The organism is Streptomyces sp. NPDC043861 (assembly GCF_056435905.1).
Map to the genome: position 1 here is coordinate 558,389 of NZ_JBWKDP010000002.1, position 13,208 is coordinate 571,596.

A 13,208-nucleotide genomic window follows, 5' to 3' on the forward strand; every position below is an offset into this window, starting at 1 on the left:
GCCGGCGCGGTCTGGTCGCCGCAGGGCATCCTCATGACGGCTCCGCCGCATCGCTCCAGGACCGCCGTGCGGGTCCGAGCGCAACCCCCGTGCCCGTCTCCACCACCGGTGAGGATCCTCGCCCATCCGGTCCTGACGAGCAGCGCCACGCGCGTGTCGTCGCACCGCGAGATGAGCCTCCGGAGAGCGGGAGCCCCGGGGCGGCCTCCGGAGCCGGCCGCAACGGGTCCACCGGCGAAACAGAGGCCCCTGCCCCGTGCGTGACACGGGGCAGGGGCCAGGAGCCCGGGGAGAGCCGGGATCAGTGCTGCTTGACGAACGACCTGCCCGAACGGGATTCGGCGGAGCAGGACTTCTTCTCGGCGGCAGTCATCTTGCGGCTCTTGACCACCACCGCGTTGCTCTTGCCGTCCGTGCCGTTCTCGGCGGGGCCGGTGATCGTGTCCGGGAAGAACCAGTAGTAGTGGCCCCACTTGGGGCTGTCGTAGTGGGTCTGCCAGGTGCCCGACACCTTCTGCATCACCTGGGCACGGGAGATCCAGCCCACCTCACCGGGCTTCACCGTCATGTTCAGCGAGCTCGTCTCCGAATGCGTGCTCGACCAGGTGTGGTTGTAGCTGGCCGTCACGCTCAGGTCCACGATGCCCGCGATGTTGCCTCCCGCGGTGACCGAGACGCCGACCGAGTCCGTGGATCCCACGGTGTCGCTCCAGGTCATGGACTGAGTGGCATCCGAACTGCTGCAGTTGTAGAGCGAATCGGAGACCTGACGGAACTTGCCGAGGTACGCCTTGCCGAGCTCGGGTGAATTGAAAGTGCACTTGCCTTCGCCCGAAGCACAGTCGGCCATGAGCTGCTGCCGTGTCGGCTGCTCGTCGGCCACCGCGGTGGAGGTGGACACTGCGGCGATGCCGCATGCGGCCATCGTCGCGGCCAGTAAACGGCCTCCGTGGCGTATGACGCGGTTCATGGTCATGGTGGTGCCTTTCGCGCTGTGCGGGGAGTCGGTTAACCGGCGTACGGTCACCGCCTGTTGCGTGCGAGGTTGGCCCAAGATTCGCCTCAACCACACCAAGAAGAAGCAAAGTTGTAGTTGATTGCACAACGGCCCGTGGTGACACGCGGTACTGGCGTCAGACGGAGTCATCCTCCCCTCACACGGCGTCCACATCGGCCGTGCGGCGCCGTTCGCCGACCCGGGAGGCGCCGGCATCGCCTCCGCCCGCCCACCGGACGAAGCCGTCCGGGTAGGGCGGGTCGAAACGGGGTCATATGCCATCGGCGCCGACGGCGGGGCCGATGGGGGCATGCCGCACGCCGGCTCATGGGGCGAACGGCTGACAGGGGCTCAAGCATCGGCGCGGCAAGGTCGAAGAGACCGGTGACGTGATCATTTTTCGGAATGGAGTAATCATGCGACTGTTCGCGCGCTGCGGGGCCGCCGCGCTGCTCGCCGCCCTTGCCGTATCCGCCCCGGGACAGGTTGCGGCGCAGGACCTGACACACGGTCACTCGAACAGACCATCACCGGGTCCCGCCCCCCTGCACCTGGCGGACGAGCCGCTGAGGGGCAGCTATATCGTCGCGCTCAACACCGGCGCGGACGCGGCCGAGGTGGCTCGGCAGGCCGGGGTGAAACGGCGGTACACCTACAACCGGGCCATGCGCGGCTTCTCCGCGGCGCTGAACGCGGAACAGTTGGCGGCGGTGCGGCTGGTCCCGGGCGTGGCGTCGGTGGAGGAGGACTCGAAGGTGTCCGCCCACAGCAGCGGGCCCGGCCTCGGGGAGACGGGCCGGGCGGTCGCCCCCGCGAGCTGGGGTCTCGACCGTTCCGACCAGCACAAGCTCCCGCTCGACGGGCGCTTCGGCACCGCCGGCACCGGCGAGGGCGCCACCGTCTACGTCGTCGACTCCGGGATCGACTACGCACACAGCGAGTTCGGCGGCCGTGCGGTCTTCGGGTTCGACGCCACCGGTGACGGCCGCCAGGGCCGGGACTGCGAGGGTCATGGCACTCATGTCGCGGCGACGGCGGCCGGAGCGACGTACGGGATCGCACCGAAGGCCAACATCGTCAGCGTCCGGGTGCTCAACTGCAACGGCGAAGGCTCCTGGTCGGCCATCATCGCGGGTCTCGACTGGGTGGCCAGGAACGCCCAGCAGCCCGCCGTCATGAACGCCTCACTCGGCGGCGCCAAGTCTCCCGCAGCGAATGCCGCGGCCGACGCGGTCTTCGCCAGCGGTGTGCTGCCTGTCGTCGCCGCGGGCAACTCGGCCAAGAACGCCTGCGGGGTCTCGCCCGCGGGCGCGACCAATGTCATCACGGTCGGCGCCAGCGACCGCACGGACAACGAGACCGACTTCAGCAATTACGGCGAGTGTCTGGAGCTCTACGCCCCGGGCAGCGAGATCGTCTCCGCGCTGATGGGCGGAGGCAGCACCGTGATGAACGGTACGTCGATGGCGTCCCCGCACGTGGCCGGTGTGGCCGCGCTCTACCGGGCCGCCCACCCCGAAGCCAACGTCCAGGCCGTGTCCGACTGGATCGTCGGCCAGGCCACCGCGGGCGTGGTCCAGAACACCTCGAAAGGCTCTCCCAACCGTCTGCTCTTCACCGGCGGCCTCTGACCGTCCGCAGAGGTGCGACGCAGCGCCCTGGACGCCGCCATGGCCTCGTCCGGTACCGCTTCCGCGCGGCACCGGTTGCCCCGGGCCTGGGCGTCCCGCCCTCGGCGCCGCGCCGAGCGGCCGAGTCGGCCGGAGAGCGGTCGATCAGGACGCGGGCTGGGGTCTTTCGTTCGGATCGGGCTGGATCAGTGCCGGGGCACGCGAGCCCGGCAAGATCCAAACGAGAGGCCCTGGGCCACTGGGGCGGGCCGCACCTCCGCCGGTGTGGTCCAGGGGTGCAACGGGATGCCCCGTCGTTCTCCCCGGCGGCCGGGAACACGGTCGCGGGAATCAGCGTCGCGCCACCGGTTCGCCCAGGTCCATCGAGCCGCTCGGGCCTGTCCCTTCGGGAGAGGGGACAGGCTGCACGGGGCGTGCGGCGAGCTGGCCGACGACCGCGGCGGCGAACGCGATCACCATCCCCAGCAGCTGTACCGGCGTCAGGTCCTGACCGAGCGCCGCCCAGCCGATGACGGCCGCGGTGAGGGGTGAGAGCGGGCCGAGCAGTGTGACGGACGTGGCCGTGAGCCGCTCGATGCCACGGAACCAGAGCCAGTACGCGACGGCGGTGTTGGCGAGCGCGAGATAGGCGTATCCGGCCACGGACCGGCCGTCGAGCGATGGCGGGGCACCCTCGACGAGGAACGCCACCGGCGCGATCAGCAGCCCGCCGGCCGTGAGCTGCCAGCCGGCCATGGCCAGCGGCCCGACCCCCGCCGGCCGGCCCCAGCGCTTGGTCAGCACGGTTCCCGCGGACATCGACGCCGCGGAGAGGAGCCCGGCGAGGACGCCCACCAGGTCCAGGGCGGCACCTGCCTTCAGCACGACGAGGCTGACGCCGAAGGCCGCGGCGATGGCGGCCGTCAGTCCCCGGACGGTGGGCCGCTCGCCGAGCAGCAGGGTGGCGAGTCCGATGACGAAGAGCGGCCCGACCGAGCCGACCACGGCCGCCACGCCGCCGGGCAGGCGGTACGCGGCGAGGAACAGCAGGGGGAAGAAGGCCCCGATGTTGAGTGCACCGAGCACGGCGGATCTGACCCACCAGGAACCGCTCGGCAGCATCCGGGTGAGCGCGAGAAGTGCCAGACCGGCCGGCAGTGCCCGCATCAGGCCGGTGAACAGCGGCCTGTCGGGCGGCAGGAACTCGGTCGCGACGGCATAGGTGGAGCCCCAGGAGACCGGTGCGAGTGCGGTCACGGCTATGACGGCGGCCCTGCGCGAGGACATGGAGGCCCCTTCACGGTCGGGGGGGGAGCTTGGACCTAAGTAGCTTAGCTCTAAGCTAATGAGTCACAAGTTACTTAGTGGAAAGTCACTTGCTTGTCATCAACCGAAGGGTGTCCGAGACTGTTCCCATGGCCACGACCCCGACGTCCGGCACCCCGGACCCCGCCTCCGGCAGCACCTCAGGGCCCGGTGACCCCGGACCCCGCTCCGTCCCCCCGGATCCCGTGGATGCGATCACCGCGCAATGGGCAGCCGTACGCCCCGGACTCGACACAGTGCCGATGGCGGTTTTCGGGCGGATCTACCGGCTCTCCCACGCCATGGCACTGCGCATCGACAAGGCGTACGCACCGTTCGGCATCTCACGCGGCGAGTTCGACGTCCTGGCCACCCTGCGGCGCTCAGGAGAGCCGTACACGCTCTCACCGCGGCAGCTCTCGGCGACACTGATGCTGACGACGGGCGGGATGACCGGGCGGCTGGACAAGCTGGAAAGAGCCGGGCTGCTGAGCCGCAGCCCCGATCCGCACGATCGGCGCGGGCTGCGTGTGACGCTCAGCGAGCGCGGGCGTGACCTGGTGGACGAGACCGTGGTGGCGGGACTCGGGGCACAGCGGGAGGCACTGGACGGGGCGCTCGACGCCGAGGAGGCGGAGCAGCTGTCCGGGCTGCTGCGAAAGCTGCTGGGCTCGATGGGGGCATGAGGAAGCGGCCGCCCGGCCCGGAAGGGCGGCACAGCACAGGGGCGTCGCACGGTACGGGTAACGCGCGACGCCCCGGCGACGTCATGACGTGGGGGTCAGGCCTGCTTCTTCGACCTGTCGAGGACCATCACCAGACCGCAGATGACGACGAACAGGACGATCGGCGCCAGGACGAACAGGCCCACCGTCTCGGCCACGCTCAGGCCGGGACCCGGGTCGTCGCCGTCGTCCGGGATCGCCGCGAACGCGGGGGACGACATAAGCAGCATCATCAGCGTCGTACCGGCCGTGAGGGCACCGGCGCGCAGGGCGTTCTTCTTGTCCACGATGCCAACGTAGCGAACGGCCGTGCGGGCCGCGCGCCCGGGGTGCCCGTACGGGGCCAGGGCCTCTCGTTCGGATCTTGCAGGGCTCGCGTGCCCCGGCACGCACGCCCGCCGCGTTGTCGTCGGTCGCCCACGCTCCGCGTGGGCTCCCTCCTCCGCCTTGCGATCGCACCCACCGGACCCCGCTCACCGATCCAGCCCGATCCAGACGAAAGACCCTAGTGCGACGGCGGTTGTGCCGTCCGGAACACCTCCATGAGCCCGTGCAGCCGGGAGGACGCCACCAGTTCCTCGAGGGCCAGCGGGCGGCCGTCGGCGTCGGCGACGGGCAGCCGCCAGTTCGGGTACTGGTCCCAGGTACCGGGCAGATTCTGCGGCCTGCGATCCCCCACCGCATCCGGTAACCAGATGCCGACCATGCGGGCCGGGGTGCGCAGCAGAAAGCGGTAGACCGCGCGGATCCCGCCCTCCTCCGTGCCCGCGCCCTCGGGAAGCAGCTCCAGCCGGGCCAGATACGCCAGCCACTCGGCGACCTCCGCGGAGTCGTCCGTGCGCTCCTGCTCCAGCGGCCGCGCGAGCAGGCCCAGCCGGTGGCGCAGTGCGACGTGATCACCCGTGAGGCGGGCGGCGGTGGACGGCAGGTCATGGGTGGTCGCAGTCGCCACGCACCCCTCGCGCCAGCTCTCCGGCGGCAGCGGGCGGCCGGTACCGGTCCAGTCGCGCTCGAACCAGAGGACGGACGTGCCGAGCACACCGCGCCGCGAAAGGGCCTCGCGGACCCCGGGCTCGACCGTGCCGAGGTCCTCCCCTATGACGACCGCTCCCGCACGGTGCGCCTCCAGGACGAGGACGGCGAGCATCGCCTCACCGTCGTACCGCACATACGTGCCCTCGGTCGGCTCGGCACCGGCCGGAACCCACCAGAGCCGGAACAGCCCCATGACATGGTCGAGGCGGAGCGCTCCCGCGTGCCGGAGGAGTCCGCGGAGCAGGCCCCGGTACGGGGCGAAGCCGGAGGCTGCGAGGGAGTCGGGGCGCCATGGGGGGAGGCCCCAGTCCTGGCCCCGGGCATTGAAGGCGTCGGGAGGCGCGCCGACCGACATCCCGGCGGCGAAGGCATGCTGCTGCGCCCAGGCGTCCGCCCCGCCCGGATGCACACCCACGGCCAGGTCGTGGACGATACCGACGGCCATCCCCGCATCGCGGGCAGCGAGCGAGGCGGCGGCCAGCTGCCCGTCGGTCAGCCAGGCGAGCCGGCAGTGGAAGTCGACCCGGTCCATCAGTTCGCTCCGGGACCGCGCAGTCTCCGTGGACCTCGGGTCGCGCAGCCCGGCGGGCCAGGCGTGCCAGTCGGATCCGTGCACCTCGGCGAGCGCACACCAGGTGGCATGGTCGTCGAGGGCCTGGCCATGAGTGGCGAGGAAGTCGCAGTACTCGGCCCGCCTGCCGGGTCCCAGGGGGACGCGCAGCACGAGCTCGAGGGCCTGGAGTTTGAGTTCCCACACGGCGTCCCGGTCGATCAGTGCGCCCTTGTCCAGGACGGAGGTCCGCAGCCCGGCGGCCTTCTCGACGAGCGCGTCGAGCCTGATGCGGTCCCGGCCGGTCACATAGGCGTACTCGGGGACGTCCTCGATCCGCAGATGCACGGGGTCGGGGAAACGACGCGAGCTCGGCCGGTACGGAGACGGATCGGTGGGCGCACCCGGCACCGCCGCGTGCAGCGGATTGACCTGCACAAAACCCGCACCGAGCGCCCGTCCGGCCCAGGCCGCGAGCTCTCCGAGGTCCCCGAGGTCCCCCATGCCCCACGAGCGCCCGGACAGCAGTGAGTAGAGCTGGACCAGGAACCCGTGCACCCGCTCCCGGGGCTGCGGTGCCGCTCGGGGGGCGACGACCAGAGTGGCCCCCGCGCTCCGCCCGTCCGCCGTACTGACGTCCAAGCGGTGGACCCCGGGCGGCAGTTGCGCCCACTGGTCGGGCAGCCGGCCGTCGGCCGGGGTCCCGGACGCAGGCCCGGCGGCCGGGCTGTCCCCGGTGGCCTGGGGCCGCTCCGCGGCGTCGGCGGCCGGGTGGATGGGCGGGGCGGCAGCGGTCGGGCTCGCACCCGGGCCGGACGGCGCCGGAGCCGTTCCGGCATCGCGGCCGGGGCCCCGTGGCGGTGGCATCGTTGCGGCGTCCGGTTCCGGGTCCGATCCCGGACCGGTGCGCACTGGGGCCACGGCCGCCGGGGGCGGGACGGAAGGGCCGGGCCCCGCCACGGCCGCGGTCACCGTCGCATCGGAGGGCGGGACGGCAGGCGTCACCGGCCCGCCGGAGGCCGCCGCGGCCATCGGTGGCGGCCCGGCCGCAGAAGCCGTGCGGTGTGCGGGTTCGCGCCATTCCAGCGCGCCGCCCCCCTCCAGCCGGACCCGTACCCGCGTGCCGGATGGAAGGCGGACCGGCGGGCCCGGCGCCGGGAGCCACAGCACCACCGTCGGCGGGAGCAGCCGGTCCGCCTCGGCGGCGTCGGCCGCGGCCAGCGCGGACCCGACCGCCTCCGGCGTGGAGGCGTCCACGCCCAGCGCGGCGAGGACCGCGACGACCGTGCCCTCCGGGACGGGGACGGTGACGCCCGCGGACGGCGAGTGGGTGGTCGCGACACCGTGCAGCGCGGCCAGGCGGGCCAGGCCCATTCAGACTCCCGGGGACTCCGTGCCGCCGGCCGTGCCGGGGGCTGTGGGTTCGCTGGTGAGTGGTGCTGCTGCGGCGAGCGGGGGCTCGCTCGTCAGAGGTGCGGCATCGGCGAGCGGAGGCTCGCTCGTCAGAGGTGCGGCATCGGCGAACGGGGGCTCGCTCGTCAGAGGGCCCGGCACCTGTTTGTACAGGGCAGGGAGCAGAAGCTGCGCCGGAGCGGCCACGGGTGGCCTCCTAAAAGTTGGCAACAGGACATAGCAGCCCTACCCAGCGGGCACGACCGCAGACGTACACCTCTCAACAACGTGTTCCGTGTCACATTCTGCGTCACATACGGGAGTTGAGCGGCCCTCGCGCGCCGATACGCAAAGGGGACACAACAGTCAGTCACATTGACACCCTCACCGCCCGGGTGGTGGGCTCGCATCCGATCCGGAAAACCTCGAAGAACTACAGACGGACACATCGGCGGACACGGCGTGGCGAGGGGAGCCGTAGTGCGGTTCGGGCGCAGCAGGCAGACGGCGACCGCTGTCGCCGTCGCCGTCATCGGCGGACTTCTCGGCACGGCGCCCGGCGCCGCGGCGGCCCCGGGGGCACCCGCTGCTCCGGACGGGCCCACCGCCACCACGGCGCCGGAACGCGGGAGTGCGGCGTTGCCTCCCGTGTGGCCACGGCCGCAGACCGTCGAGGCGGCGGGGCCCGCCGTGCCGCTGGGCGACGAGGTGACCCTCCTCGTGGCTCCGGGCACCGACCCGTACACCCTCGAGGCGGTCCGCGACGTACTGCACACGGCCGGAGTACGGACCGTGCACACCACGCTCCCCGGCCGCGGCCCCCTCGTCCGTCTCGGCGGAACCGGCGCGCAGGACGCGCTGCGCGCCCTGCGCGCACCCGAGCGGGCCGATCTACCGGCCGGCGGCTACCGCATCGCCGTGGGCCGGGCGGCGGGCCGGGACACCGTGGCTCTCGACGGGGTCGGCACCGACGGGCTGTTCCACGCTGCACAGACACTCCGGCAGCTGGTCAAGGGCGGCTCGGTCGCCGGGGCCGTCGTCCGGGACTGGCCCGGTACGGCCGTACGAGGCATGACCGAGGGCTTCTACGGTCAACCGTGGAGCCGGGAACAGCGTCTGGCGCAACTCGACTTCATGGGCCGCACCAAGCAGAACCGCTATCTCCACGCCCCGGGCGACGACCCGTTCCGGCAGTCCCGCTGGCGCGAGCCGTATCCCGCCGCCGAGCGCGCCGGGTTCCGGGAGCTCGCCGCACGCGCGCGCCGCAACCATGTGACGCTCGCCTGGGCCGTCGCACCCGCACAGTCCATGTGTCTGGCGTCGGACGACGACATCAAGGCGCTCAAGCGCAAGGTGGACGCGATGTGGGCGCTCGGAGTGCGCGCCTTCCAGCTGCAGTTCCAGGACGTCAGCTACAGCGAGTGGCACTGCGACCGGGACGCGGAGGTCTTCGGCTCGGGCCCCCGGGCCGCGGCGGTCGCACAGGCACGTCTGGCCGGAGAGCTGGCGCGGCATCTCGAGGAACGCCACCCGGACGCGGAGCCGCTCACCGTCATGCCGACGGAGTACTACCAGGACGGTGCCACGGAGTACCGGCGGGCGCTGGCCGCGGAGCTCGACGACCGGGTCCAGGTCGCGTGGACCGGGGTGGGTGTCGTGCCCCGCACCATCACCGGGCGCGAACTGGCCGGGGCACGCGCGGCCTTCGGGCACCCGCTGGTCACCATGGACAACTACCCGGTCAACGACTACGCGCAGGACCGCATCTTCCTCGGCCCCTACACCGGCCGTGAGCCCGCCGTCGCGACCGGCTCGGCCGCACTGCTCGCCAACGCGATGGAGCAGGCCACCGTGTCCCGTATCCCGCTCTTCACCGCCGCCGACTACGCCTGGAACCCGAAGGGTTACCGGCCCCGGCTCTCCTGGGAGGCGTCCATCACCGATCTGGCGGGCGGCGACCCCAGGACACGGGAGGCGCTGCGTGCGCTCGCGGGCAACCATGCGTCCTCGATCCTGAGCCCGGACGAGTCCGCGTATCTGCAGCCGCTGATCGACGGATTCTGGCGGTCCCGGACCACCACGGACACGGCCGCGAAGGAGGACGCGGCACGTCGGCTGCGGGCGGCCTTCACGGTGATGCGTCAGGCGCCGCAGCGACTGTCCGCGCTGGAATCGGAAGTGAAGCCCTGGGTGGACCAGTTGGCCCGCTTCGGACAGGCCGGCGAGCTCGCCGTCGACATGCTCCGGGCACAGGCACGCGGAGACGGCGAGGCGGCGTGGCGTGCGTCGCTGGCGCTGGCACCGGTCCGGTCGGCGATCGCCGGCCGGCAGGTGACGGTCGGCAAGGGCGTGCTGGATCCGTTCCTGGACCGGGCGGCGAAGGAGTCCTCGGCGTGGACGGGCGCCGACCGCAGGATCGGTTCGGTGTCGCGTACCGCCTCCGTCCACACGGTACGGCTGGACCGGGTGCGGCGGATCGAGGCGGTCACCGCGATGGCCGAGCCCGGCCCCGACGGTTCGACCGGAGCGCTCGAGGCGCATGTGCCGGGCGAGGGGTGGCGGCGCATCGGCTCGCTCAGCGCGTCCGGCTGGACCCAGGCGAGGACGGCCGGGCTGCGCACGGACGCGGTCCGGGTCGTGTGGTCCGGCGAGGCCGCACCACAGGTGCGTGGGCTGGTGCCGTGGTTCGCGGACGAACCGCAGGCACGGCTCGCACTGGTGAGGGGCGAGCTCGACGCGCCCATCGGCGGCGGGCCGCAGCGTACCGAGGCGTATGTCGCGTCGCGTCGCCCGGACGAGGTGCGTGGCGCGCTCACCGCGAAGACGCCGAAGGGCATCACGGTGGCGGTGCCGAAGGAGGTCAGGGTGCCGAGGGGCACGCGCACGGCGGTGCCCGTCGAGGTGACCGTGCCCCCGGGGACTCCGGCGGGCGAGTATCGGGTGCCGTTCGCCTTCGGCGGGGAGGAACGCACACTGACGGTCCGGGCGTACCCGAGGACGGGCGGGCCGGATCTGCTCCGTACCGCGGCCGCTACGTCGTCCGGTGACGAGACCCCCGACTTCCCCGCCTCCGCGGCAACGGACGGGGACCCTCGGACGCGGTGGTCCTCACCGGCGGAGGACGGCGCGTGGTGGCAGGCCGAGCTGTCCGCGCCCGCCCGGGTGGGACAGGTCGTCCTGCACTGGCAGGACGCCTACGCCACGAGGTACCGGATCCAGATCTCCGCGGACGGGCGCACCTGGCGTACGGCGGCGACGGTGCGCGACGGGCGCGGGGGACGCGAAACGGTTCGTATGGATGCCCCCGGTGCCCGCTTCATCCGGGTGCAGGGGGATGCGCGGGGCACGGAGTACGGCTACTCGCTGTGGTCGGCGGAGGCGTATGCGGTGACCGGGGGCTGACACCCCGAGGCCGGCACGGATGCCTCCGGCGGCACGCAGAGTGCGGGGCCGCCGGCGCCGGCCCGATCGCCTGCACGGACGCCTGGTGCGGAGACCGGCTCGCCGGTTCCGGGTGAGTCCCGGTGCGTCCGGCACCGGGCTGCCGCCCGCACCGCGCACCGACACCCCTCCACCGCCGGAGGCACCCCGCACCCTGCACGGGGTACAGCAAAGGCCCGGACTCGTCAGGCGGAGATGCCATCGATCCGGGCCATCGCGTCGGCCGCGCCGAACGGCTGCAGGTATGGCAGCCAGCGCGGGTCCCTATGGCCCGTGCCGATGATGCGCCAGGCCAGGCCGCTCGGCGGAGCCGGTTGGTGCCGCAGCCGCCAGCCCAGCTCGCGCAGGTGCCGGTCGGCCTTGACGTGGTTGCAGCGGCGGCAGGCAGCCACCACGTTGTCCCAGACGTGCTGACCCCCGCGACTGCGCGGAATGACATGGTCGACGCTGGTAGCGACGCCACCGCAGTACATGCAGCGTCCCCCGTCGCGTGCGAAGAGCGCGCGACGGGTCAGTGGAACGGGCCCCCGGTAGGGGACCCGCACAAAGCGCTTGAGCTTCACCACACTGGGCGCGGGGATCACTCGGGTTGCGCTGTGCATAAAGGCGCCGGACTCCTCGAGAGAGACAGCCTTGTTCTCGAGGACGAGGACGAGCGCGCGGCGGAGCGGTACGACGCCGAGGGGCTCGTACGACGCGTTGAGGACCAGGACATGCGGCACGGATGCCTCCTTGTACGCCGGCGGCGCGTGGCTCGCGCCGGGACGATCTGTTCCAGTCTCTCCTCCTGCCTGGTCGTAGCGCCACTACGTCCTCGTAACGGGCCGGAACGATTTGTGTGCGGTGGCCCACACACCCGCCCCGGGTGAGCCTTGTCTCTCCTCCGGAGATAACGCCCGAGTAACGACGGACCCCCCGTTAGTGTGGTTGGACCGCCGCACGTCCTGGAGGTACGAGCCGTGTTCCTGGCCGCCGATCCGTCACCCCCGCCCGTCACACTCGACGAGGCCGCGGAGAGGGCCAACAGCGCCGCGAGCTGGGTGGAGGAGAACTGGTCCACCTGGCTCAGTGTGGGCCTGCGCATCCTTCTCATCGTGGTGATCGCGGTGATGCTGCGGATCGCGGTCCGGCGCGCACTCACCAAGCTGATAGAGCGGATGAACCGGAGCGCCCAGGCGGTCGAGGGCACGACCCTCGGTGGTCTGCTGGTGAACGCCGAGCGTCGTCGGCAGCGGTCCGAGGCGATCGGCTCGGTGCTCCGCTCGGTGGCGTCGTTCGTGATCCTCGGCACGGCGGGTCTGATGATCCTCGGTGCGCTGAACATCAATCTGGCGCCGCTGCTCGCCTCCGCCGGAGTCGCCGGTGTGGCGCTGGGCTTCGGCGCCCGGAATCTGGTCACGGACTTCCTGTCCGGCGTGTTCATGATCCTCGAGGACCAGTACGGGGTCGGTGACTCCGTCGACGCGGGCGTCGCCTCGGGCGAGGTGATCGAGGTCGGCCTGCGCGTGACGAAGCTGCGCGGCGACAACGGCGAGATCTGGTACGTCCGCAACGGCGAGGTGAAGCGCGTCGGCAACCTCAGCCAGGGCTGGGCCACCGCGAACGTCCATGTGAACGTGCGTCCGACCGAGGACCTGGACCGGGTCCGCAAGGTCATCGAGGAGGCCGCCGGGACGATGGCCGAGGACGAGCCCTGGAACGAGCGCCTGTGGGGCCCGGTCGAGGTGCTGGGCCTGACCGAGGTGCTGCTGGACCAGATGACGGTCTCGGTCTCCGCAAAGACCATGCCGGGCAAGGCTCTCGGCGTGGAGCGCGAGATGCGCTGGCGGATCAAGCGCGCGTTCGACGAGGCGGGCATCCGGATGGTCGGCGGCCTGCCTGTCCAGTCCGACGACGAGGCCAAGGACCTGACGGCGGCCATCGCGGCGCCGTCGGCGTATGCCTCGGCGACCTCGCCGCAGTCGGTGGCGGCGTCCCCGCTCACCCCGGCGCCGAACCTCGCGAAGTAACCCCCCGATTCTCCCCGCACCCCCGCAGGCAACGGCTTGTGGGGGTGCTTCGCGTCCACGGGTATTGACGGGCGACCGGCAGCCCTTCTACCGTCCTGGCACCGAATAGGAAACTTTCCTAACAGTGTTCGAAGGGTGGGTGTG

The 13,208-nt window shown here is 72.1% G+C and carries 10 protein-coding genes; 4 read left to right on the top strand and 6 right to left on the bottom strand.

All coding sequences use genetic code 11. The annotated features are described in order from the left end of the window. Positions 1 to 301 precede the first annotated feature (301 nt). Positions 302 to 976, bottom strand: coding sequence for a hypothetical protein (locus tag AC068D_RS07020; protein WP_478821911.1), 675 nt, complete (start codon positions 974 to 976; stop codon positions 302 to 304). 437 nt (positions 977 to 1,413) lie between these two features. On the opposite strand from AC068D_RS07020, the gene AC068D_RS07025 reads away from it, so the two are divergent. Next, positions 1,414 to 2,628 (top strand): S8 family peptidase, encoded by a 1,215-nt coding sequence (locus tag AC068D_RS07025; protein ID WP_478821912.1) that lies wholly within the window; start codon positions 1,414 to 1,416, stop codon positions 2,626 to 2,628. Positions 2,629 to 2,958: 330 nt separating this feature from the next. Here AC068D_RS07025 and AC068D_RS07030 read toward each other — a convergent pair whose 3' ends face one another. Continuing rightward, positions 2,959 to 3,894 (bottom strand): EamA family transporter, encoded by a 936-nt coding sequence (locus AC068D_RS07030; RefSeq protein WP_478821913.1) that lies wholly within the window; start codon positions 3,892 to 3,894, stop codon positions 2,959 to 2,961. A gap of 128 nt (positions 3,895 to 4,022) precedes the next feature. Between AC068D_RS07030 and AC068D_RS07035 the strand changes: the two genes are divergently transcribed. Beyond that, positions 4,023 to 4,598, top strand: a complete 576-nt coding sequence (locus AC068D_RS07035; RefSeq protein ID WP_478821914.1) for a MarR family winged helix-turn-helix transcriptional regulator — start codon at positions 4,023 to 4,025, stop codon at positions 4,596 to 4,598. A 95-nt stretch (positions 4,599 to 4,693) separates the two neighbouring features. Here the strand turns inward: AC068D_RS07035 and AC068D_RS07040 are convergent, their stop codons facing one another. The 3 genes from AC068D_RS07040 to AC068D_RS07050 form a co-directional block, all read right to left on the bottom strand. After that, on the bottom strand, positions 4,694 to 4,924 hold the full coding sequence (locus tag AC068D_RS07040) for a hypothetical protein (RefSeq protein WP_478821915.1): 231 nt from the start codon (positions 4,922 to 4,924) through the stop codon (positions 4,694 to 4,696). A gap of 218 nt (positions 4,925 to 5,142) precedes the next feature. Then, complete coding sequence (malQ, locus tag AC068D_RS07045; RefSeq protein WP_478821916.1) at positions 5,143 to 7,596, bottom strand: 4-alpha-glucanotransferase; 2,454 nt, start codon at positions 7,594 to 7,596, stop codon at positions 5,143 to 5,145. After that, positions 7,597 to 7,821: a hypothetical protein gene (locus AC068D_RS07050; RefSeq protein ID WP_478821917.1), complete on the bottom strand. Its 225-nt coding sequence runs from the start codon at positions 7,819 to 7,821 to the stop codon at positions 7,597 to 7,599. Between the two features lie 273 nt (positions 7,822 to 8,094). On the opposite strand from AC068D_RS07050, the gene AC068D_RS07055 reads away from it, so the two are divergent. Next, positions 8,095 to 11,016 (top strand): beta-N-acetylglucosaminidase domain-containing protein, encoded by a 2,922-nt coding sequence (locus AC068D_RS07055; RefSeq protein WP_478821918.1) that lies wholly within the window; start codon positions 8,095 to 8,097, stop codon positions 11,014 to 11,016. Positions 11,017 to 11,240: 224 nt separating this feature from the next. Here the strand turns inward: AC068D_RS07055 and AC068D_RS07060 are convergent, their stop codons facing one another. Continuing rightward, positions 11,241 to 11,777 carry an HNH endonuclease gene (locus tag AC068D_RS07060; RefSeq protein WP_478821919.1) on the bottom strand — a complete coding sequence of 179 codons (537 nt, stop codon included), beginning with the start codon at positions 11,775 to 11,777 and terminating at the stop codon, positions 11,241 to 11,243. A gap of 237 nt (positions 11,778 to 12,014) precedes the next feature. On the opposite strand from AC068D_RS07060, the gene AC068D_RS07065 reads away from it, so the two are divergent. Further along, positions 12,015 to 13,064 carry a mechanosensitive ion channel family protein gene (locus tag AC068D_RS07065; protein ID WP_478822036.1) on the top strand — a complete coding sequence of 350 codons (1,050 nt, stop codon included), beginning with the start codon at positions 12,015 to 12,017 and terminating at the stop codon, positions 13,062 to 13,064. Positions 13,065 to 13,208: the final 144 nt, after the last annotated feature.

What these genes read in the sequence shown, in the direction of transcription:
- AC068D_RS07035 (WP_478821914.1), top strand. Translation starts at nt 4,023, where the DNA reads ATGGCCACGACCCCGACGTCCGGCACCCCGGACCCCGCCTCCGGCAGC.
- AC068D_RS07025 (WP_478821912.1), top strand. Translation starts at nt 1,414, where the DNA reads ATGCGACTGTTCGCGCGCTGCGGGGCCGCCGCGCTGCTCGCCGCCCTT.
- AC068D_RS07030 (WP_478821913.1), bottom strand. Translation starts at nt 3,894, where the DNA reads ATGTCCTCGCGCAGGGCCGCCGTCATAGCCGTGACCGCACTCGCACCG.
- AC068D_RS07020 (WP_478821911.1), bottom strand. Translation starts at nt 976, where the DNA reads ATGACCATGAACCGCGTCATACGCCACGGAGGCCGTTTACTGGCCGCG.
- malQ (WP_478821916.1), bottom strand. Translation starts at nt 7,596, where the DNA reads ATGGGCCTGGCCCGCCTGGCCGCGCTGCACGGTGTCGCGACCACCCAC.